The sequence below is a fragment of the Streptomyces sp. GD-15H genome, from assembly GCF_045291515.1.
Taxonomy (GTDB): Bacteria; Actinomycetota; Actinomycetes; order Streptomycetales; family Streptomycetaceae; genus Streptomyces.
Window position 1 is genome coordinate 4,092,215 of record NZ_CP149447.1, and the last position, 21,462, is coordinate 4,113,676.

General features: G+C 70.2%; 14 protein-coding genes and 2 pseudogenes. 6 read left to right on the forward strand and 10 right to left on the reverse strand.

Annotation, left to right across the window (positions count from 1 at the left end):
- Window positions 1-176: 176 nt before the first annotated feature.
- From WJ438_RS19125 to WJ438_RS19135, 3 genes and pseudogenes are all read left to right on the forward strand, one after another.
- Window positions 177-3,020, forward strand: a complete 2,844-nt coding sequence (locus WJ438_RS19125) for a DEAD/DEAH box helicase (protein WP_406729736.1) — start codon at window positions 177-179, stop codon at window positions 3,018-3,020.
- On the forward strand, window positions 3,017-4,330 hold the full coding sequence (locus tag WJ438_RS19130; RefSeq protein ID WP_406726333.1) for an SWIM zinc finger family protein: 1,314 nt from the start codon (window positions 3,017-3,019) through the stop codon (window positions 4,328-4,330). The genes WJ438_RS19125 and WJ438_RS19130 overlap by 4 nt, the downstream gene beginning before the upstream one ends.
- A 32-nt stretch (window positions 4,331-4,362) precedes the next feature.
- A pseudogene (locus WJ438_RS19135) lies at window positions 4,363-4,808 on the forward strand (aminotransferase class I/II-fold pyridoxal phosphate-dependent enzyme); the annotation flags it as partial.
- Between the two features lie 85 nt (window positions 4,809-4,893).
- Here WJ438_RS19135 and WJ438_RS19140 read toward each other — a convergent pair.
- The 4 genes and pseudogenes from WJ438_RS19140 to WJ438_RS19155 form a co-directional block, all read right to left on the reverse strand.
- Window positions 4,894-5,418: a YbjN domain-containing protein gene (locus tag WJ438_RS19140; protein WP_202279999.1), complete on the reverse strand. Its 525-nt coding sequence runs from the start codon at window positions 5,416-5,418 to the stop codon at window positions 4,894-4,896.
- 174 nt (window positions 5,419-5,592) lie between these two features.
- Window positions 5,593-8,189: pseudogene (clpB, locus tag WJ438_RS19145) on the reverse strand (ATP-dependent chaperone ClpB).
- 659 nt (window positions 8,190-8,848) lie between these two features.
- Window positions 8,849-9,184 (reverse strand): hypothetical protein, encoded by a 336-nt coding sequence (locus WJ438_RS19150; protein ID WP_406726334.1) that lies wholly within the window; start codon window positions 9,182-9,184, stop codon window positions 8,849-8,851.
- A gap of 5 nt (window positions 9,185-9,189) precedes the next feature.
- Window positions 9,190-9,345: a hypothetical protein gene (locus tag WJ438_RS19155; protein ID WP_406729975.1), complete on the reverse strand. Its 156-nt coding sequence runs from the start codon at window positions 9,343-9,345 to the stop codon at window positions 9,190-9,192.
- 156 nt (window positions 9,346-9,501) lie between these two features.
- On the opposite strand from WJ438_RS19155, the gene WJ438_RS19160 reads away from it, so the two are divergent.
- Both WJ438_RS19160 and WJ438_RS19165 read left to right on the forward strand, forming a co-directional pair.
- Entirely contained in the window at window positions 9,502-10,488 is a 987-nt protein-coding gene (locus WJ438_RS19160) for a helix-turn-helix transcriptional regulator (protein WP_406726335.1), read from the forward strand.
- Entirely contained in the window at window positions 10,485-11,495 is a 1,011-nt protein-coding gene (locus tag WJ438_RS19165) for a helix-turn-helix transcriptional regulator (RefSeq protein ID WP_406726336.1), read from the forward strand. Before WJ438_RS19160 ends, WJ438_RS19165 begins: the two co-directional genes overlap by 4 nt.
- On the opposite strand, the gene WJ438_RS19170 is transcribed toward WJ438_RS19165, so the two are convergent.
- The 6 genes from WJ438_RS19170 to dnaK form a co-directional block, all read right to left on the reverse strand.
- A complete protein-coding gene (locus tag WJ438_RS19170) occupies window positions 11,458-12,489 on the reverse strand; it encodes a LuxR C-terminal-related transcriptional regulator (RefSeq protein WP_406729737.1) in 1,032 nt (343 codons plus the stop codon). The genes WJ438_RS19165 and WJ438_RS19170 overlap by 38 nt on opposite strands.
- A 297-nt stretch (window positions 12,490-12,786) precedes the next feature.
- Entirely contained in the window at window positions 12,787-13,893 is a 1,107-nt protein-coding gene (locus tag WJ438_RS19175; protein ID WP_406726337.1) for a sugar ABC transporter substrate-binding protein, read from the reverse strand.
- A gap of 400 nt (window positions 13,894-14,293) precedes the next feature.
- Window positions 14,294-14,746, reverse strand: a complete 453-nt coding sequence (locus WJ438_RS19180) for a heat shock protein transcriptional repressor HspR (protein WP_406726338.1) — start codon at window positions 14,744-14,746, stop codon at window positions 14,294-14,296.
- Between the two features lie 5 nt (window positions 14,747-14,751).
- Window positions 14,752-15,939, reverse strand: coding sequence for a molecular chaperone DnaJ (gene dnaJ, locus WJ438_RS19185; protein WP_406726339.1), 1,188 nt, complete (start codon window positions 15,937-15,939; stop codon window positions 14,752-14,754).
- A gap of 81 nt (window positions 15,940-16,020) precedes the next feature.
- The gene (grpE, locus tag WJ438_RS19190) at window positions 16,021-16,692 is read right to left on the reverse strand and encodes a nucleotide exchange factor GrpE (RefSeq protein ID WP_406726340.1); all 672 of its coding nucleotides are present in this window, start codon (window positions 16,690-16,692) and stop codon (window positions 16,021-16,023) included.
- Window positions 16,689-18,533 (reverse strand): molecular chaperone DnaK, encoded by a 1,845-nt coding sequence (gene dnaK, locus WJ438_RS19195; protein WP_406726341.1) that lies wholly within the window; start codon window positions 18,531-18,533, stop codon window positions 16,689-16,691. Before dnaK ends, grpE begins: the two co-directional genes overlap by 4 nt.
- A 555-nt stretch (window positions 18,534-19,088) precedes the next feature.
- Between dnaK and WJ438_RS19200 the strand changes: the two genes are divergently transcribed.
- The gene (locus WJ438_RS19200) at window positions 19,089-21,371 is read left to right on the forward strand and encodes a (Fe-S)-binding protein (protein WP_406726342.1); all 2,283 of its coding nucleotides are present in this window, start codon (window positions 19,089-19,091) and stop codon (window positions 21,369-21,371) included.
- The last annotated feature ends 91 nt before the right edge of the window (window positions 21,372-21,462 follow it).

The following is a 21,462-nucleotide window of genomic DNA, read 5'->3' on the forward strand; positions in this document are numbered from 1 at the left end:
GCGAAGCACTTCTGGCACGCGCTGCCCGTCTGCGGGGATAGCCTTGACCCGCCGAGGGCTCGCGGGTGACCTGCGCCCTCCCGAAACAGTTGCAGGAGCCTGTGCCAGGAGTGGGCGTAGTGGCGAAAGTTTACCCGTCGGCGGAGCAAGAGTCGACAGCTCCGGACTGGGAACGGATGGTCGCCTGGCTGCCGGAGCTCGCCCGGGGCGAGGCGGTGTTCCTTCCCGCGGATCCGCCCCGGATGGGCCGGATGGCGTTCTGGACGCCCGGGAGTGAGCCGCCGGACCTAGGGGTGGAACCCGAGGAACTCACCGTGGTTCGCCCGCACGGTTCATCCGTGCGCCGGGCGCGGGTGGTCGCCGTGTTGCTGCCGGTGGAGCAGGCGCTGCCGCTGTTGACCCGCTGCCGGGCACTCGGTGCGGACGGCAGTGGGCGGGCGTCGGCCGGTACCGCGTTCTGGGGCACAGCGGCCCTGCTGGGATTGCGGCTGCTCGCCCGGGGCCGGATGCTGCCCGGGGTGTTGCCGGAAGGATTCGACGCGTGGCGGATCGGCCCGCTGGACACCGAGGACCACGAGCGGCTGGCTTCCCTGGCCGCCGCCATACCTCCCTGGGCCCGCGCGGTCGCGGTTCCCGGGCTCTCCCCCCTCACGCTTCCGGCGGCCGAGCCGCTGCTGCGGGCCTTCCTGGACGCCGTGGCCGATTCCCTCGCCCGCCCTCCCGCCGCCCGCCAGGTGACCGGCGGACCGGCGTTCGCGGTCCGAGCTCCGCAGTCCGTGCCCGAGCAGCGAGGCTGGGCGGCGGAGGTCGCCGCCGGCCGCGACGCGGGTCTGGCGGTGTCGCTGCGGCTGGAACTGGGCCGCGCGGACTCCTTCCGAGCCGTGGTCCAACTGCGCAGCCTGGCCGATCCCACGGTGCTCGCCGACGCCGCGGACCTGTGGTCCGGCAGGGCCACCGCCCCCGAACTGTTCGGTCCACGGGCCAAGGTGGACACGCTGCTGACGCTGCGCCGGGCCGCCCGTGCCTGGCCCCCGGCCGGCCGGATGCTGGACTCCGCCGCCCCGGCCGGTCTGGAGCTGTCCGACGAGGAGGCCCAGTCGCTGCTGGGCGACGCGGCCGAAAGCCTTGCCGCCGCCGGCGTCGCCGTGCACTGGCCCAAGGAGCTGGTACGCGAGCTGACCGCTTCCGGCGTCCTGGAACCCGTACGCCGCCAGGGGACGCAGTCCTCGGCCGCGTCCTTCCTGTCCTCCGGCGGCCTGCTGGACTTCCGCTGGCGGGTCGCTCTCGGGGACCAGGAGCTCACGGAGGAGGAGCTGGAACGGCTGGTCCAGGCGCACCGGCCGATCGTGCGGCTGCGCGACCAGTGGGTGGTCGTGGACCCGGAGTTGGTCCGTCGGCTGCGACGGGCCGCGCAGTCCAGGACGACCTCGCTCACCCCCATCGACGCCTTGGGCGCCGCGCTGACCGGCAGCGTCGAGGTGGACGGCGAACAGGTGGCGGTCACTGCGAGCGGCGTACTGGAGGAGCTGCGCTCCCGGATCGCCGCCCCCGAGGAGCGCGCCGCGCGCGAGCCCCAGGGGCCGCCGAAAGCCCTGGCCGCGACGCTGCGCGACTACCAGCTGCGCGGCCTGAACTGGCTGCATCGGATGACCTCGCTCGGCCTGGGCGGCTGCCTCGCCGACGACATGGGCCTGGGCAAGACCGTCACTCTGATCGCTCTCCATCTGCGTCGCCAGGAACGGAAAACCACCGCCGGCCCCACCCTGGTGGTCTGCCCCGCCTCGCTGCTCGGCAACTGGGAGCGCGAGATCCAGCGCTTCGCGCCGGCCACCCCGGTGCGCCGCTTCCACGGCCCCGGCCGCGACCTGGCCGGCCTCGGCGGCGGAGCGGACGGCGGCTTCGTCCTGACCACCTACGGGACCATGCGCCGCGACGCCGAACGCCTCACCGGGCAGCCCTGGGGTCTGCTCGTCGCCGACGAGGCCCAGCACGTCAAGAACCCGCACGCGCTCACCGCCCGGGCCCTGCGCCGGATCCCCTCGCGGGGGCGGGTCGCGCTGACCGGCACCCCGGTCGAGAACAACCTGTCCGAACTGTGGTCACTGCTCGACTGGACCACTCCCGGCCTGCTCGGCACGCTCACCTCCTTCCGTGACCGCTACGCCACGGCCGTCGAGGGCGACCGCGACGAACAGGCCGCCCGGCGGCTGGCCGCGCTGGTCCGCCCTTTCCTGCTGCGCCGGCGCAAGGCCGACCCCGGCATCGCGCCCGAACTGCCGCCCAAGACCGAGACCGACCAGCCGGTGTCCCTGACGAAAGAACAGGTCTCGCTGTACGAGGCGCTGGTACGCGAGCTCATGGCCGAGATCGAGGAGAAGCAGGGCATCGCCCGGCGCGGCCTGGTGATGAAGCTCCTCACCGGCCTGAAGCAGATCTGCAACCACCCCGCGCAGTTCCTGAAGGAACCAGCGGGCGTCAAGCTCCCGGGCCGCTCGGGGAAACTGGAACTCCTGGACGAACTCCTGGACACCGTCCTGGCCGAGGACGGGTCGGCCCTGGTCTTCACCCAGTACGTGGCCATGGGCGCGCTGATCGAGCGCCACCTGGCCGACCGCGGCGTGGACACCCTGTTCCTGCACGGAGGCACCACGGTCAAACGCCGCGAGGAGATGGTCGACGCCTTCCAGAGCGGCGAGAAGAAGGTGTTCCTGCTGTCCCTCAAAGCCGCCGGGACCGGTCTGAACCTGACCCGGGCCGGACACGTCGTCCACTACGACCGCTGGTGGAACCCGGCCGTGGAGGACCAGGCCACCGACCGCGCCTACCGGATCGGACAGACCCAGCCGGTCCAGGTGCACAAGCTGATCGCCGAGGGCACTGTGGAGGACCGGGTCGCCGAGATGCTCCGGCAGAAGCGGGAACTGGCCGACTCGGTGCTCGGCTCGGGCGAGGCGGCGTTCAGCGAACTGAGCGACAGCGAACTGGCCGAACTGGTCACACTGCGAAGGACGGGACGATGACCAGGCGTAGCCGGCCGGGCAAGTCGGCCGCCCGTACCTTCGAGGCACTCCCGTCGGCCAAGGGCAGCCGTGCACCCTTCGCCGAGTCCTGGTGGGGCCGCGAATGGCTACGCTCCCTGGAGGAGTCCTCCCTGGACTCCGGCCGCCTTTCGCGCGGCCGGACCTACGCGCGCGGCGGCGCGGTCGGACCGGTCACCGTCGCCCCCGGCTCGGCCGCCGCCCCGGTGCAGGGCAGCCGCCGCACCCCGTACCGCTCCACGGTCCAGGTCGAGCGGCTGACGGACCGGCAGTGGGACCAGTTGCTCGACATGATCGCCGAGCGGGCCGCCAACATCGCCGCGCTGCTGGACGGCGAGATGCCCACCGGGCTCGCCGACGACGCCGCAGCCGCCGGCGTCCCGCTGCTGCCCGGCCCCCGGGACCTCGACCCCGAGTGCAGCTGCCCCGACTGGGGCTACCCCTGCAAACACGCCGCCGCCCTCTGCTACCAGGTCGCCCGGCTCCTGGATCGCGACCCCTTCGTGCTGCTGCTCCTGCGGGGTCGCGGCGAGCGGGAGCTGATGGACGAGCTCGGCCGCCGCAACACCGCCCGTGCCTCCGCCGAAGCCGCCGCGTCCGCAGCGACCGCAGGCGCGGCTCCGGCCGCGCTCCCGGCCCGGCCCGGTGATCCAGCCGGGCCCGCCTTCGCCTCCCGTACCGCGCTACCGCCCCTGCCCGGCCCGCCGCCGCTCCCCGATCGGCCCGGCCGCGGCCCCGCGCTGGTGGATTCCGCCGTCCCGGAGCCCGGTGTGGACCCGGCCGCCCTGGAACTGCTCGCCGTCGACACCGCGACGCGTGCCCATCACCTCCTCGCCGGAGCTCTCGGCACACGGCACGCCGATACCGCCCCACCCGCCCCGCTCACCGAATGGCAGGACGCCGTCCGCCTCGCCGCCACTCACCCCACCACGGACGTCTTCGCCAGGATCGCCTCGAACTGCGGCCGCACCCCCGGCGAACTCGCAGCCGCCACCCGTGCGTGGCGACACGGCGGCGCAGCATCCCTGGACGTGCTGGAAAGCCCCTGGAACCCACCCGCCTCCCGCCTGGAACGCGCCCGCGAGGCGCTGCGCGCGGACTGGGCCGACGGCAGACCACCCCGGCTCCGCTCCTGGCGCAACCGCTGGACCGTCGAGGGCCGCGACAGCCAACTGCGGCTGGGCCGCGACGGACTGTGGTACCCGTACACCAAGGACCGAGGCACCTGGTGGCCGGCCGGACCACCCGACGCCGACCCTGCCGTCGTCCTGACCGCCCTCCTCGCAACCTGACCCGCGCCGCAGGCAAGTAGGTGTACGAACGACGAGTCGGCTGGGTGACGGGACCGCCCGACCTGGTGACGGCGGTCCGCTCGGCCAAGCAGTACCTGACCTACGTCTCCGCGGGCCCGTTCCAGTACGCGATCGCCGAGGCACTCGCGCTGCCGGAGTCGTACTACACCGCGTTCCGCGCGGACCTGCGGGCCAAGCGGGACCTGCTGGCGGCGGGCCTGACGGAGGCGGGCTTCGGGGTGTTCCGGCCGGCGGGCACGTACTTCATCACCGCCGACATCCGTCCCCTGGGCGAGACCGACGGCGAAGCCTTCTGCCTCGCCCTGCCGGAACGCGCCGGCGTCGTCGCCATCCCCACCTCGGTCTTCTACGACCACAGGGAGGCCGGCGCCCCGCCTCCTCCAACACGCCCTTCTGCAAGCAGAAGGGCGTGTTGGAGGAGGCGGGGCGGCGGCTGAAGGCGGCTGAGCGGGCCTGAGCACGAAGGAGCCCGGTTCCGGGCGCGACCTCGAGGTCGGTTCCGGGCCGGGCTCCTTCACGCGTACGCGCGGGAAAAGGGCTCCCTACTCGTCGTCGGGCTTCTCCGCGTCGTTGATCTCCTGCTCCAGGCCCAGCTGCTCGACGAGCCACTTGTCGAACTCGATCGCGGCCCGCACCCAGCTGACCGTCGAGGAGACGAAGTGCTCCAGGCTGACGCCCATGCCGATGAGCATCTGCGCCTCACCGATGAGACGGACGGTGCCGTCGTCGTGGGTGTGGGTGTAGACCTTGGGCCACAGGGTGCGACGGTTCCAGTCGTCGATCGACTCGAGCAGCTGCTGCTTCTCCTCGATCTGGTGCGGGCGGTCGTAGAAGGTCCGCACGGAGAAGATCTGCTGGTCGTCCTCCCCACGGAACATGAAGTAGGTGCGGAACTGCTCCCACGGCGCCGCGAGGTCACCCTCGTCGTCGACGACGTACTTGAGCTCCATCTGGTCGAGGAGCTGCTTCACGAGGTCCTGATCCGGGACGACGGGGCCCGCCGGTCCTTGGGGCTGCGGCTCGGGCTGGCCCCCGAAATTGGGAATCGAGGACGGGTCGATGGACATGCTGGGACACTCCTGCGGTCGTCTGGCGTCCGGCCGTGGATGTGGGACCAGACGTATTCCCCACCCTCTCTCTCTTGGCCCGTGCCGGGCAACCTGCCTGGCCGATGGGCTTTCGCCGCGGTCCGGTCTCCATGACCACATTTCGTCGACCATGGAGACCGGGCCCTTGGACCACTACAGCGTCTTGCCCGCCGCCGGGCCCACCAGGAGGCCCGCGCCGGAGCGGTCCACGCGGACCGTGTCGCCGTCCTTGATCTCGCCGGAGAGGATCTCCTTGGCGAGCCGGTCCCCGATGGCGGTCTGCACCAGACGGCGCAGCGGACGGGCGCCGTAGGCCGGGTCCATGCCCTCCTCCGCCAGCCAGGCCAGCGCCTCGGGGGTGACGTCCAGGGTGAGCCGGCGTTCGGCGAGGCGCTGGGCCAGCCGGTCGAGCTGCAGCGCGGCGATGCGTTCCAGCTCGGCCTTGGTCAGCGCGGAGAAGACGACCAGGTCGTCGAGCCGGTTGAGGAACTCCGGCTTGAAGGAGGACCGTACGACCTCCAGCACCTGTTCCTTCTTCTGCTCCTCGGTGCTGATCGGGTCGACCAGGAACTGGCTGCCCAGGTTGGACGTGAGCACCAGGATCGTGTTGCGGAAGTCGACCGTGCGGCCCTGGCCGTCGGTGAGCCGGCCGTCGTCGAGGACCTGGAGCAGGATGTCGAAGACCTCGGGGTGGGCCTTCTCCACCTCGTCGAGGAGGATCACGCTGTACGGCCGCCGTCGCACGGCCTCGGTGAGCTGGCCGCCCTCCTCGTAGCCGACGTAGCCGGGCGGGGCGCCGACCAGGCGGGCCACGCTGTGCTTCTCGCTGTACTCCGACATGTCGATGCGGACCATCGCCCGCTCGTCGTCGAAGAGGAAGTCGGCGAGCGCCTTGGCCAGTTCGGTCTTGCCGACGCCGGTGGGGCCGAGGAAGAGGAAGGAGCCGGTGGGGCGGTCCGGGTCGGCGATTCCGGCGCGGCTGCGGCGTACGGCGTCGGACACCGCCCGTACGGCCTCGAGCTGGCCGATGAGCCGCTTGCCCAGCTCCTCCTCCATGCGCAGCAGCTTCTGCGTCTCGCCCTCCATCAGGCGGCCGGCCGGGATGCCGGTCCAGGAGGCGACGACGTCGGCGATGTCGTCGGCGCCGACCTCCTCCTTGACCATGGTGTCCTTGGCGGCCTCCTCCTCGGCCTCGGAGGCGGCCTCCAGGTCGCGCTCCAGGGCCGGGATCTCGCCGTAGAGCAGCTTGGAGGCGGTGTCGAAGTCACCGTCGCGCTGGGCGCGTTCGGCCTGGCCGCGCAGTTCGTCGAGCCTCTCCTTCAGCTCGCCGACGCGGTTGAGGGACTGCTTCTCCTTCTCCCAGCGGGCGTTGAGGCCGCGCAGCTCCTCCTCCTTGTCGGCGAGGTCGCGGCGCAGCTTCTCCAGGCGCTCGCGGGAGGCCGGGTCGGTCTCCTTGCCGAGGGCCAGTTCCTCCATCCTCAACCGGTCGACGGCGCGCTGGAGCTCGTCGATCTCGACGGGCGAGGAGTCGATCTCCATGCGCAGCCGGGAGGCGGCCTCGTCGACGAGGTCGATGGCCTTGTCGGGCAGGAAGCGGGAAGTGATGTAGCGGTCGGAGAGGGTCGCCGCCGCCACCAGGGCGCTGTCGGCGATCTGCACCTTGTGATGGGCCTCGTAGCGGCCCTTCAGGCCGCGCAGGATGGCGATGGAGTCCTCGACGGACGGTTCGGCGACCAGCACCTGCTGGAAGCGCCGTTCGAGCGCCGGGTCCTTCTCGATGCGCTCGCGGTACTCGTCGAGGGTGGTGGCGCCGACCATGCGCAGCTCACCGCGGGCGAGCATCGGCTTGAGCATGTTCCCGGCGTCCATGGCGGAGTCCCCGCCGGCCCGGCTCCGACCACCGTGTGCAGCTCGTCGATGAAGGTGATGATCTGCCCGTCGGATTCCTTGATCTCCGCGAGGACGGTCTTCAGCCGCTCCTCGAACTCGCCGCGGTACTTGGCCCCGGCGACCATCGCCCCCAGGTCGAGCGCGACGAGCCGCTTGTCCTTCAGCGACTCGGGCACGTCGCCCTTGAGGATCCGCTGGGCGAGCCCCTCGACGACGGCCGTCTTTCCGACGCCGGGCTCACCGATGAGTACGGGGTTGTTCTTGGTGCGGCGGGACAGCACCTGCACGACCCGCCGGATCTCCTGGTCCCGTCCGATGACCGGGTCGAGCCTGCCCTCGCGGGCGGCTTCCGTGAGGTCGGTTCCGAACTTCTCCAGGGCCTTGTACTGGCCCTCCGGGTCGGCTGTCGTCACCCGGCGTGCTCCTCTCGCCTGCTGGAAGGCATCCTGCAACTTCTTCGCGGTGGCACCCTGCCCCGTCAGCACCTCGCCGGCGGCGCCGCCCTTCGCGGCGATGCCGAGCAGCAGGTGCTCGGTGGAGAGGTACTCGTCCCCCAGGTCACGCGCGCGGGACTGGGCGTCGGCGATGACGGCGAGCAGTTCGCGGTTCGGCTGGGGCGGCGCGACGGTGGACCCGGTGACGCTCGGCAGGCCGGCGAGGACGCGTTCGGCTCCGGCGCGTACGGCCGCCTGGTCGGCGTCGACCGCGGCGAGCAGGTCCGTGATGTTCTCGTTGTCCTGCCCCTGGAGCAGGGCAAGCAGCAGATGGGTGGGGGTGAGGTCGGGGTGCCCCTCGGTTACGGCCCGGTTTCCGGCGGCGTTGATCGCGTCCCGGCTCCGGTTGGTCAGCTCGGCGTCCACGTTCGCGTTCTCCTCCTTGCGATGACCGTACAGCGGCCTTCATGGCTGACTCGGTCAGCGTACACAAACTTGAGTCTATTCCACTCAAGGCGGCGACGGGAGGGTCGGCGAGGCTTCGTTCCCGCTTCCCGGGCCTCCTCGGCCTCCCACCTTCCGGCGCGACCGCGCCCCGCGCACGCCGACGACGGACGGGGCGGGCCACGGACAACGCAGCGGCGCGAGGCGCGAAACGGGAGACGGGAGAGACGGCCGGCGCGAGGCGCGAGACGGGCGTGAAGACCCGGGCCGAGAGGGGCCCGGGCACAGAAGGACGGCCGACGGCCGCCGACAGTGGGCGCCACGGGCGGCCGGGAGCACGCGGCGGGGCCGGAACACCACAAGCGGGACGGGACGCCCGTGGCTCGCTCCGGACAGGACGCCACCGTCGCCCGATCCGGCGGCGCGGGGGGCAGCGAGAGCACGCTCACACGTGCGAGAAGGCAGGGGGCGGGACCGAGGTGAGAGCCGGTACGGCCGGACGACCGGTTTCGGCCATCGCTCGACCCTGCCCATACCCGGAGGTACCACCGAAAACTACAGTGGCGTCACCGTGTTCAGGTCACGGTGACGCCACTGCGGGGGGAAGCACCTGAGCGATCTTTTACGACGGGGGAATCGCGTCAGGCGCTGCGGGGGGTGGCCGAGATGGTCCGATGGACCGGGGAGTCGGACTCCACCTGCTCGTGGTCCCGCTGGTCCAGGTTCACAAAGATCATTCCGTACCGGATGGCACACCGCACGGGCTGCGGCGCCCCCCGAGGGCGCCGCAGGCACCGGTACGCCCGTACGTCTCCGTCCTCGTCCCGCGTGACGACGACCGGTTCACCGAACACGGTCACCATCAGCGAATCACCGCTGTGGGGGATGGCGGTGACCAGGTCGATGAAGTGCCAGCCGGACCGGTAGGCGGTCGCCATCTCGCGACGGAAGGAGCGGTCGTCGGGTGGTGTGGTCATCGCCATCAGTCCCAGGTGCTGTCGGCCGGGGAGGCCGGCCGCTCGTCCATGGCGGCCACAGAAGACTGAGTGCTGCCCACGTGATGCGCGCCGCTCTCCGCACCGGAGGGGCCGGCCAGGGTGCCGAAGGCCACAACGGCGGAAAAGGCGGCGACAAGCACCGAGCGAAGCATTCTCTTACGCATAGTCGGCTTCGTCCTCACTTGAAGGTCCCCTCTATCCCCCGTCCGATAAGACGATGGCTCATTCGGGCACGTCATGGCCACACAATCGGTGCATCATGTTCCTGCACGTTCAGGACCCTGGGGGGTGGAGATTTGGCAACAAACGGGACTAAGGCGACACATCCCCATCCGGTGACCGAGCTGTGCCCGGAGGGGAGCCGCCTCTACGCGGACGCCCTCCGCGCCGGACACATACTGCGCACGGACGCCGAGACCGCCCCCTGCCTGAGGGAATTCGCTCTCCTCCATCCCGATCCCGACGACCCGAGCCGCCTGCGGCCGGTACCGCCCTCGGTCGCCCTGGCCCAGCGGCTCAACCCCATCGAACGCGAGATCACCGAACAGCGGCGGCTGTCCATCACGCTCGCCGAGGCCTTCGAGCCGTTCATGGACATCAGCGCCCAGGAGACGAGTCCCACCCACTCCATCACCGTGCTGGAGGGTCTCGACCGAATCAACACCGCACTCGGCCTGGCGACCGCCCAGTGCCACTCCGAGATGCTCACGGTGCAGCCGAGCGGCCATCGCCGCCCCGAGAACCGGCTCCTGGAGGCGCTGGAACGGGACCGGCCGCTGATCGAACGCGGGGTGCGGATCCGGACCCTCTACCAGCACACCGCCCGGTTCAGCCCGGACCGGCTGGCCTACGTCGACCATTTCACCGACGGCAAGGTGGAGTACCGCACCATCGACGAACTCGTCGAGCGGCTCGTCATCTGTGACGAGACCGTCGCCTTCATCCCCATCCGTGAGGATCGGCAGGTGGCCCTCGAACTCCGCCACCCCGGCCTGGTCCGCTATCTGGTCAAGGTCTTCGAGTTCATGTGGAACCGAGCCGTCCCGCTGACCGCCGGCGCCCCCTACGAAACCGCGCCCGACGGCATCACCGAGATCCAGCACTCCATCGCCAAGCTGCTCGTGGAGGGCCACGTGGACGAGGCCATAGCCCGACGCCTCGGCATGAACGTACGTACCTGCCGCGCCCACATAGCCAAGCTGGCGTCCGCCCTGGGCAGCGGCAGCCGTGCCCAACTGGGTTACCTGATCGCACAGTCGGGGATCCTCAAGCAGGAGCAATGACACCGGGGAGCAAGCTGCGCGTGACGGGGAAGGCGCACGACCACGAGGTGGAGCAGGTGTGCGAGAAGGGCCTGAACCTGTACACACGCGCACTGCGCCAGGGCCGCATCCCCGCCGACGAGGCCGATGAGATTCCCTGTCCCCTCGTCCTCGGGCTCCTGAACCCGGCGCCCGACGACCGGAACCTGCTGGAACCCGTGGCGCCGGGTGTCGCGCTGCACCGGCTCCTGCGGGCCTCCGCCGACCGGATCGCCGAGGAGCGGCGGCGGGAGGAACGGCTGACCGAGACATTCGCTTCGCTGGCGCGGAGGGAGGGCGTCCCGGACATGCCGTCGAGCGCGTCCGCGATGAAGGTCCTGGAAGGCGTCGAAGGCATCAACCGGGCGCTCACCGACGCCATGGCCGACGCCTCCCGGGAGCTGCTCTGCGTCCAGCCCAACCTCCACTACACCGACGCCAGGGGCCGTCGGGCGCAGCCGCGGGCCCTGGCCCGCGATCAGGCGCTGCTCGACCGCGGCGGACGCATCCGTGCCCTGTACCAGCACACCCAGCGCCATCTGCCGCTCATCCACTCCCGCTACGAGCGGCTCAGGGGCGACGTCGAGGCACGCAGCCTGGACGAGGTCACCGACCGGCTCATCGTCGTCGACCGTGCCGTCGCCTTCATGCCGGCCGACAAGGAGGCCACACGCGCGCTGGAGATCCGCCAGCCGACCGTGGTCGGCTTCCTCGTCACGGTGTTCGACCGGCTCTGGCGGCTCGCCACCCCCATGTACCCCGAGGCCGCTCCGCAGCCCTCCGTCAACGGCGTCACCCCCCGCCAGCACGCCATCGCCGCGCTGCTCGTCGAGGGGCACACCGATGCCGTCATCGCGGAACGCCTCGGCATGAACATCCGCACCGCCCGCGAGCACATCGCCAAGCTCGCGGCGACGCTGGGCAGCGGCAGCCGTGCTCAGCTCGGGTATCTCATCGCGCGCTCGGGGATTCTCGTCCGGGAAGAGTGACCATCGTCCGGCGCGCGCCGTCCAGGCCGGCCTGCGCGATACGCACGCCCAGTTGGGTACGGCTGGCCGCGCCCAGGGTCTCCGAGAGGCGGGCGATGTGCGCCCGGCAGGTGCGCACACTGATGCCGAGGCGCTCCGCGATCACCGCGTCCTGGTGGCCCTCCGCCAGCAGCGCCGCGATGGACTGCTCACGGTGCGAGATGCCCTCGATGCCGGTGTCGGGCAGCGGGGCGGTCAGCGGGATGGCGAGCCGCCACAGCCGCTCGAAGACCGTGCCCAGGTATTCCACCAGCGCCGGGTGCCGCAGCTCCAGCGCCATCGTGCGCTCGGCGTTGGCGGGGATGAAGGCGACCGTGCGGTCGAAGAGGATCAGCCGCTCGATCACCTCGTCCAGCGTCCGCGCCTCCACCGCGTCGCCCATCAGCTCCAGGTACGTGTGCAGCCCCTGGCCGTGCCGGGCCACATGCGTGTAGAGGTCCCGCATCCGCACCCCGCGCCCGCGCAGCGCCGTCGCCCGGTGCAGTCCCTCCGACAGCTCCGCCTCGCGCCGGATGCCGCCGGGCTGGACCGTGAGCACCTCGGTGGTGCACGCCTGCGCCGCCTCGTCCATCGAGGCCTGGATACGGGCCAGTCCGTCCAGCACCCGGATCGCCGGGCCCTCCGTGGCCGAGGGGGAGGCGGGCACCTGGTGGCCGAGACCGGCGTACCACTCGAACGCCGCGACGGCCGAGCCCACCCGGCGCTGGCTCGCGCTGACCTCGTCGTACATCCCGCGCAGCAGCCGGGTCATGACCTCCTGCGGGGCGGTCGGCACCAGCCAGTCCATGTCGTCGGGATCCGGGTGCAGCAGGGCCAGTTCCATCAGGCAGGGCACCGGCTCCGCGTCCCGGCGCGGCACCCGGCCGCGCCGTACGGCCCGGGAGTACACGCGGTCCCCGGCGTCGCACAGTCGGTCAGCACCATGCGGATGCTCGTCCGTCCCGCGCCCGGCCATCGCCCGCTCCACCCCCGGTTCCGCCACTTTCCGATGCGCCACTATGCGCGGACACCCCCGGCTCCGCAACACGACTCCCGTCGGTGCGGCGGCCGGCAAGCATCGGTATGACCCGCTGTCTCCGTGCCTGACGCGGTCACCTCGCCACCACTGGACGGGCGGCCGCGGGCGGCCGAAAAAACGCCGGAACGGCGGGACTCGGGGTGGTGACGGGACAACACCGCCGGGGAGCACGGTGATCCGCGCGCCCTTGCAGAACGTTCACGCACCCCGGACGGAAGACGCGGCGGCCGGCGGCTACTTCAGGCCGGCCGCGGCGCACGCCTCCTTGTACTCCGCCGTGCAGATGTCCGCCACCTTGTAGATCTCGTCGGCGATGACCGTGTCCTTGATGTTGCCCTTCGTCAGGGCGACCACGGGCACGAGCTGCGCCGGGATGTCCTTGTGCGTGGGGCTGTCGACCCGCTCGCGGGTCAGCGCGTCGAACTGGATGCTCTTGCCCTGGACCCGCGCCACGGCTATCTCCGCGGCGTTGTCGGCCTCCAGCGGGTAGGACTTGTAGACGCTCATGAACTGCTCGCCCGCGATGATCCGCTGAACCCCCACCAGTTCGGCGTCCTGCCCGGTGATCGGGGGCAGTTCGGTCACCCCGGCGGCCTCGAGTGCCTTGATGATGCCGCCCGCCAGGGTGTCGTTGGCCGAGTAGACGGCGGCGATGTTGTCCTTGCCGATCGCGTTGATCGCCTCGGCCATGTTGGCCTCGGCGTTCTCCGGCTTCCAGTCCTTGGTGTCGTAGGACTTGGCGATGGTGACCTTGCCCTTGAGCTCCGACAGCGCGCCCGCCTTGAACTGCTTGGCGTTCGGGTCGGTCGGGGAGCCGTTCATCATGACGATCTTGCTGGTGAGCGCGTCGTCGCCACCGAGTTTCTCCAGCAGGGAACGGCCCTGGACCTCGCCGACCAGCTCGTTGTCGAAGGAGATGTACGCGTCGATCGGGCCCTCGGCCAGCCGGTCGTAGGCGATGACCGGGATGCCCGCGTCCTTAGCCTGCTTCACGTCCTCGGCGACGGCACGCGAGTCGACCGCGTCCAGCACGATGACGTCGACCCTGTCCTCGACCATCTGCTGCATCTGGCTCGACTGCTTGTCGGCGTCCGCCTCGGCGTTGGCGTAGGCGACCTTCCCCTTGTCATTGGTGAGCGACTCCACCTTCTTCTTGAAGATGGGGTAGTCGAACTGCTCGTACCGGGTGTTGGCCTTCTCCGGGAGCAGCAGCCCGACCGTGATGTCGTCACCCTTCGTGGGGCTCGCGTCGTCGCTGCTCCCTGTCGCGTTGATGACGCCGCAACCGGCAAGCATGACGGACATCGAGGTGGCGGCCACTGATATGGCGATACGACGCATGCGAGGGCTCACTTCAGGTGCGTTTTGGACGTGGGCACAACATTGCGGCCCATGTGACTGAAAAGCCAACGCTTCAGCCACCACTGGCGTCAAGACCAACTACTTAACGAGATGAACACAACACGGTGCGCTGAAGTCGTGAGGACCCGGCGAAAGACTCGCACAGACGCCCAGGAGAAGCACACATGCGCTGATCACAGGCGCGCGCGGGTCCTGCGCCGGGCGCACGGGACGGCGGGTGAGGGGGCGTCAGCAATGTGCGCACATGTGAAAGGCCCGGAGGTTCGGACGAACCTCCGGGCCTTTCAGGACACTTCACTTTTCAGCCGAACGGAACTTCCCCGTCAGGCCGGGTCGTTCGCAGGGCGGTGTGTTGCCGGAGCCCGGCGCGTCCGTCGGATCAGTCGGGCTGCTGCTGACGCTTCGGCCGCCACACCACCAGCGCGCTGGTCTGCTGCACCTCCTGGTACGGCACCAGGTCCCGGCGGTACGACGCGTGCACCGCGGCCTCGCGCTGCCGCATGGTCGCCGCCGCGCCGTCCAGCGCGCCCTCCAGCTCCGCCACCCGGGCCTGCAGCGCGACGACCTGGTTCTCCAGTTCGATGATGCGCTTGATGCCGGCCAGGTTGATGCCCTCGGCCTGCGACAGCTGCTGCACCTGACGGAGCAGCTCGATGTCACGGGCCGAGTAGCGGCGGCCCCGGCCGGCGGCGCGGTCCGGCGAGACGAGCCCCAGACGGTCGTACTGGCGCAGGGTCTGCGGATGCAGACCGGAGAGCTGGGCCGCCACCGAAATGACGTAGACCGGCGTGTCCTGCGTCAGTTCATACGGATTGTGTCGACGGCCGTCCATCTCCATCAAGCTCCCTTCGCGGCCTGGAACAGCTCCGCCCGCGGATCCTCACCCGCGATCGCCTCGCGATACGCCTCCAGTGCGTCACGAGCCTTCCCCGGCAGGTCCTTGGGAACACTCACCTCGACGGTGACCAGCAGATCGCCGCGCGAGCCGTCCTTGCGGACCGCTCCCTTGCCGCGGGCCCGCATGGTCCGCCCGTTGGGCGTCCCCGGGGGCAGCTTCAGCGTGACCGGCGGACCGCCGAGCGTCGGGACGCGGATCTCCCCGCCGAGGGCCGCCTCCGGATAGGTGACCGGGACGGTGACGGTGAGATTGTCGTCCCGGCGGCCGAACACCGGGTGGCTGCCGACGTGCACGACGACGTACAGGTCGCCCGCCGGGCCACCGCGCTCGCCCGGTGCGCCCTTGCCGCGCAGCCGGATCCGCTGGCCGTCGCTGACGCCCGCCGGGATGCGCACCTGCATCGTCCGCGAGGACTTGGCCCGGCCGCTGCCCTTGCAGATGTCGCAGGGGTTCTCCGCGATCAGGCCGCGGCCCTTGCAGTCCGGGCACGGGTCGGTGAGCGAGAAACCCCCGCCGCTGCCCCGGGCGACCTGTCCGGTGCCGACACAGGTCGGGCACACGCGCGGTGTGCCGTTCTTGTCGCCGGTGCCCGAACAGCCCTTGCAGGCCTGCTGGGAGGACATCCGCAGCGGGACCGTCGCCCCCTCGATGGCCTCGGTGAAGCTCAGGGTGACCTCGGACTCGATGTCCTGGCCGCGCCGGGGCTGGGTACGCGTGGTGCCGGTGCCGCCGCGGTTGAACAGCCCGCCGAAGACGTCACCGATCCCGCCGCCGAATCCGCCGGCACCTCCCTGGCCACCGCCCTGGCCGCCTCCGAAGAGGTCACCCAGGTCGAAGTTGAACGACCCCCCGGCGCCGCCCGCTCCCGGCCCTGGCCGGAAGCCGCCGCTGCCGAAGAGCGACCGGGCCTCGTCGTACTCCTTGCGCTTCTTGGCGTCGCCGAGGACGTCGTTCGCCTCGGAGATCTCCTTGAACCGCTCCTCCGCCTTGGCGTTGCCCTTGTTGGCGTCCGGGTGGTACTCGCGGGCGAGTTTCCGGTACGCCTTCTTGATCTCTGCCTCGGTGGCGTCCTGAGGGACGCCGAGGACCTTGTAGTAGTCCTTCTCGATGAAGTCCTTGGTACTCATCCCCGACGTCCCTCCTTCCTTGCCCGCCGGGGCGGACCGGCCTGTTCTGCCCGCCCCGGCTTCCTCACGCCCGCTGAGGCGTCAGCCCTCCTGGGGGCCACCGGTCTCCTTCTCGTCCGCCGCCGCCTCGGTCTCCTCCTCGGCCGGCTTGTCCGGCTGAGCGCCCGGCTGCGGCTCGGCCACGGCCACCCGCGCGGGGCGGATGGTGCGCTCACCGATGCGGTACCCGGGCTGCAGAATCGCCACGCACGTCGTCTCGGTGACGTCCGGGGCGTAGGAGTGCATCAGGGCCTCGTGAACCGTCGGGTCGAAGGGCTCGCCCTCCTTGCCGAACTGCTGCAGGCCCATCTTCGCCACGGTCGACTCCAGCGACTCGGCGACGGACTTGAACCCGCCGACCAGCTCGCCGTGCTCCCGCGCGCGGCCGATGTCGTCGAGCACGGGCAGGAGCTCGGTCATGAGGTTCACCGCGGCGACCTCCTTGACCGCGATCCGGTCGCGCTCGACCCGGCGGCGGTAGTTCTGGTACTCGGCCTGGAGGCGCTGGAGGTCCGCGGTGCGCTCATCGAGCGCCGTACGCACCTGGTCCAGCTGGGCCACCAGCCCGGCGTCGGGACCCGAGTCCCCGGCCGGGGCCGCCGCCTCCTCCGCGGAGGGGGTGGCGACCTTCGGCTCGGCGTCATCGGTCGGAACGCCTGAGGGGACGTCGGGCTGCTGCGACTGTTCGTCGAAGCCCGGGGTCTCCTCGGTCACGCCGCACCGTCCTTACGTTCGTCGTCCACGATCTCGGCGTCGACCACATCGTCGTCCGCCCTGGCGTCACCGGCACCCGCACCGGCTCCGGCGGCACCGCCCGCGGCCTGGGCGTCGGCGTACATGGCCTGGCCCAGCTTCTGCGAGACGGCGGCGACCTTCTCCGTGGCGGTGCGGATCTCGGCGGTGTCCTCGCCCTTGAGCTTCTCCTTCAGCTCGGCGACGGCGCCCTCGACCTCGGTCTTGATCTCGCCGGGAACCTTGTCCTCGTTGTCCGCGAGGAACTTCTCGGTCTGGTAGACGAGCTGCTCGCCCTGGTTGCGGGACTCGGCGGCCTCGCGGCGCCGGTGGTCCTCCTCCGCGTACCGCTCGGCCTCCTCACGCATGCGGTCGACCTCGTCCTTCGGGAGCGAGGAGCCGCCGGTGACGGTCATCTTCTGCTCCTTGCCGGTGCCGAGGTCCTTCGCCGTGACGTGCATGATGCCGTTGGCGTCGATGTCGAAGGAGACCTCGATCTGCGGGACGCCGCGCGGCGCCGGGGGCAGACCGGTCAGCTCGAACATGCCGAGCTTCTTGTTGTACGCGGCGATCTCGCGCTCGCCCTGGTAGACCTGGATCTGCACCGACGGCTGGTTGTCCTCGGCCGTGGTGAAGATCTCGGAGCGCTTCGTCGGGATCGTGGTGTTGCGCTCGATCAGCTTGGTCATGATGCCGCCCTTGGTCTCGATGCCCAGGGACAGCGGGGTGACGTCCAGCAGCAGGACGTCCTTGACCTCGCCCTTGAGGACCCCGGCCTGCAGCGCGGCACCGATCGAGACGACCTCGTCGGGGTTGACGCCCTTGTTGGCCTCCTTGCCGCCGGTCATCTCCTTGACGAGCTCGGCGACGGCGGGCATCCGGGTGGATCCGCCGACGAGGACGACGTGGTCGATCTCGGACAGCGCGATGCCGGCGTCCTTGACGACGTTGTTGAACGGCGTCTTGCAGCGCTCCAGCAGGTCCGCGGTCAGCTGCTGGAACTGGGCTCGGGTCAGCTTCTCGTCGAGGTGCAGGGGGCCCTCGGCGGAGGCGGTGATGTAGGGCAGGTTGATCGTGGTCTCGGTGGACGAGGACAGCTCGATCTTGGCCTTCTCCGCCGCCTCGCGCAGCCGCTGGAGCGCCATCTTGTCCTTGGCCAGGTCCACGCCGTGCCCGGACTGGAACTGCTTGACCAGGTAGTCGACGACGCGCTGGTCCCAGTCGTCACCACCGAGGTTGTTGTCACCGTTGGTGGCCTTCACCTCGACGACGCCGTCACCGATCTCCAGGAGCGAGACGTCGAACGTACCGCCACCGAGGTCGAAGACCAGGATGACCTGCTCGTCCTTGTCGAGGCCGTACGCCAGGGCGGCGGCCGTCGGCTCGTTGACGATGCGCAGCACGTTCAGACCGGCGATCTCGCCGGCTTCCTTGGTCGCCTGACGCTCCGCGTCGTTGAAGTACGCCGGGACGGTGATGACCGCGTCGGTCACCTTCTCGCCCAGGTAGGCCTCGGCGTCCCGCTTCAGCTTCTGGAGCACGAAGGCGCTCATCTGCTGCGGGTTGAAGTCCTTGCCGTCCAGGTTGATCTTCCAGTCGGTGCCCATGTGGCGCTTGACCGACCGGATGGTCCTGTCGACGTTGGTCACGGCCTGACGCTTGGCCACCTCACCGACCAGCACCTCACCGTTCTTCGCGAAGGCGACGACGGAAGGCGTGGTCCTGGCGCCCTCAGCGTTGGTGATGACGGTGGGCTCACCGCCCTCCAGAACGCTGACGACGGAGTTAGTCGTGCCCAGGTCGATGCCGACCGCACGTGCCATTTCGATTCCTCCAGCTGACTTGAGTGGAACAGGCTCAAGCATGCCTGACGTCCGGCGCCGGGTCAACAGAGCTGAGTCGAACGGACTCAACTCTTATCCGTTCCTTACGCGCAAGGAGGGGCCGACCTGCGATTTCCTCGAGACGGGAGCCGGGAGCGAGGCGGGAGCACGGTGGAACCGAGGGGGGAGTGAGGCGAGAGCGAAGCGGGAGCCCTCCGCGAGCCATCCGCCAGGAGCGACTCCCGGGCCGCCCGCATTCGCCCCTTCGGCCATTCGACCCTTCGGCCCTGGAGCCTCAAGACAACGGTCTACGGACACAAGTGTGCGGCACAGATATAAGTTAGTGGGATATGCCCAGATTCGCGGGGCGTGACGCGGTCACATCCGGGACGCCCCCCAAGGCAACCCTCAGCGACCCAGATCACCCCGCACCCGGCTACAGTGCGGCCGGAGTTAGGGGTAGTCTCAGACGGACTGTATAAGTTACCGATTAGTAATGTCGGGAATCCCGTGGCAGGAGCCCCGACCAAACCCTCGCAGGCCCGAGGAGCCCCCATGCAACTCGCCGCGATCATCGTGTCGCTGGTCCTGACCGTGGTCGGCGTTGCCCTGCTCGCACGCGCGACCGGCCAGTTCGTCCGGTACTTCCAGCTGGGCCAGCCGGTCCCGGCCGGCACCCGGACCGACAATCCCTACCAGCGCAGCGTGACCCTGGTGCGGGAGTTCCTCGGCCACACGCGCATGAACCGGTGGGGCGTCGTCGGCATCGCCCACTGGTTCGTGGCCATCGGCTTCCTGACGCTGCCGCCGACCATCGTCACCGCCTACGGCCAGCTGTTCCGGGCCGACTGGACGCTCCCGGTGCTCGGCGGCTTCCTGCCGTACGAGATGTACATCGAGTTCATCAGCGCCATGACCACCCTCGGCATCGCCGTGCTGATCGTCATCCGCCTGCTGAGCCTGCCCTCGCGGCCCGGCCGCAAGTCCCGGTTCACCGGCTCGAAGATGGGCCAGGCCTACTTCGTCGAGTACGTCATCCTCACCATCGGCCTGGCCATCTACGTGCTGCGCGGCCTCGAGGGCGCCCTGCACCACGTGGACGGCTACCAGGCCGCGTACTTCGCCTCGTACCCGCTGGTGGTGGCCTTCCAGGGGCTGAGCCTGGCGACGCTGCAGAACCTGGTCTACCTCTTCGCCATGATCAAGCTGAGCACGACCATGATCTGGATGATCACGGTCAGCCTCAACACGAACATGGGTGTGGCCTGGCACCGCTTCCTCGCCTTCCCGAACATCTGGTTCAAGCGCGAGGCCACCGGCGACACCGCGCTGGGCGCCCTGCAGCCGATGACGTCGGGCGGCAGGCCGATCGACTTCACCGACCCCGGTGACGACGACGTCTTCGGCGTCAGCCAGGTCGAGCAGTTCTCCTGGAAGGGCCTGCTGGACTTCTCCACCTGCACCGAGTGCGGACGCTGCCAGTCGCAGTGCCCCGCCTGGAACACCGGCAAGCCGCTCTCCCCCAAGCTGCTGATCATGAGCCTGCGCGACCACGCGCACGCCAAGGCCCCCTACCTGCTGGCCGGCGGCGGCAAGACGATGGAGGGCGAGGAGAAGGCGTCCGAGGAGCAGCTGGGGGACGTGCCCGCGGCGGCGCTGGCCGAGGCCGAGCGCCCGCTGATCGGCACCCTGGAGGAGAACGGCGTCATCGACCCGGACGTCCTGTGGTCCTGCACCACCTGCGGCGCCTGCGTCGAGCAGTGCCCCGTCGACATCGAGCACGTCGACCACATCGTCGACATGCGCCGCTACCAGGTCATGATCGAGTCCAGCTTCCCCTCGGAGGCGGGCACCATGCTCAAGAACCTGGAGAAGAAGGGCAACCCCTGGGGCCTGGCCAAGAAGCAGCGCCTTCAGTGGACCAAGGAGGTCGACTTCGAGGTCCCGGTCGTCGGCAGGGACCTCGAGGACCTGTCCGAGGTCGAGTACCTGTACTGGGTCGGCTGCGCCGGCGCCCTCGAGGACCGCGCCAAGAAGACCACGAAGGCGTTCGCCGAACTCCTGCACATCGCGGGCGTCAAGTTCGCGATCATGGGCGGCGACGAGAAGTGCACCGGCGACTCCGCCCGCCGCCTCGGCAACGAGCCGCTGTTCCAGGAGCTCGGCATGGAGAACGTCTCCGCGCTGAACATGGCGTTCGGCGAGGAGACGGACGAGGCGGGCAGGGTCACCGACCAGTCGCGGAGGCCCCGGTCGGCGAAGAAGATCGTCGCCACCTGCCCGCACTGCCTCAACACCCTGGGCAACGAGTACCCGCAGCTCGGCGGCGACTTTGAGGTCATCCACCACACCCAGCTGCTCCAGCACCTGGTGGACGCGGGCAGGCTGATCCCGGTGACCCCGGTGGAGGGCCTGATCACCTACCACGACCCGTGCTACCTGGGCCGGCACAACAAGATCTACACGCCGCCGCGCGAGATCATCGCCAGCGTCCCGGGCCTCAGGAACGAGGAGATGCACCGGCACAAGGAGCGCGGCTTCTGCTGCGGCGCCGGCGGTGCGCGGATGTGGATGGAGGAGCGGATCGGCAAGCGCGTCAACGACGAGCGCGTCGACGAGGCGCTCGCCCTGAACCCGGACATCGTCTCCACCGCCTGCCCGTTCTGCCTGGTCATGCTGACCGACTCGGTCAACGGCAAGAAGAACGACGGCAAGGCCAAGGAGTCCATCCAGGTCGTCGACGTCGCCCAGCTGCTGCTGGAGTCGGTCAAGACGCCGCTCGACCCGGCGGGCGAGTCGGAGGCGGAGAACGCCCCGGAGCCGGAACCGGTGAAGTAGGCACGAAGGCGCGTACGCACGTAGGCGCCCAGGCACGAAGGGGCCGTCCTGCAGGACGGCCCCTTCGTCATGTCCACGTACAACCATCCGC

Bases quoted from the DNA above. Each gene is read 5' to 3' on its own strand.
- WJ438_RS19125 (WP_406729736.1), top strand. From the start codon at position 177: ATGGTCGCCTGGCTGCCGGAGCTCGCCCGGGGCGAGGCGGTGTTCCTT.
- WJ438_RS19130 (WP_406726333.1), top strand. From the start codon at position 3,017: ATGACCAGGCGTAGCCGGCCGGGCAAGTCGGCCGCCCGTACCTTCGAG.
- WJ438_RS19140 (WP_202279999.1), bottom strand. From the start codon at position 5,418: ATGTCCATCGACCCGTCCTCGATTCCCAATTTCGGGGGCCAGCCCGAG.
- WJ438_RS19150 (WP_406726334.1), bottom strand. From the start codon at position 9,184: ATGACCACACCACCCGACGACCGCTCCTTCCGTCGCGAGATGGCGACC.
- WJ438_RS19165 (WP_406726336.1), top strand. From the start codon at position 10,485: ATGACACCGGGGAGCAAGCTGCGCGTGACGGGGAAGGCGCACGACCAC.
- WJ438_RS19170 (WP_406729737.1), bottom strand. From the start codon at position 12,489: ATGGCCGGGCGCGGGACGGACGAGCATCCGCATGGTGCTGACCGACTG.
- WJ438_RS19175 (WP_406726337.1), bottom strand. From the start codon at position 13,893: ATGCGTCGTATCGCCATATCAGTGGCCGCCACCTCGATGTCCGTCATG.
- WJ438_RS19180 (WP_406726338.1), bottom strand. From the start codon at position 14,746: ATGGACGGCCGTCGACACAATCCGTATGAACTGACGCAGGACACGCCG.
- dnaJ (WP_406726339.1), bottom strand. From the start codon at position 15,939: ATGAGTACCAAGGACTTCATCGAGAAGGACTACTACAAGGTCCTCGGC.
- dnaK (WP_406726341.1), bottom strand. From the start codon at position 18,533: ATGGCACGTGCGGTCGGCATCGACCTGGGCACGACTAACTCCGTCGTC.
- WJ438_RS19200 (WP_406726342.1), top strand. From the start codon at position 19,089: ATGCAACTCGCCGCGATCATCGTGTCGCTGGTCCTGACCGTGGTCGGC.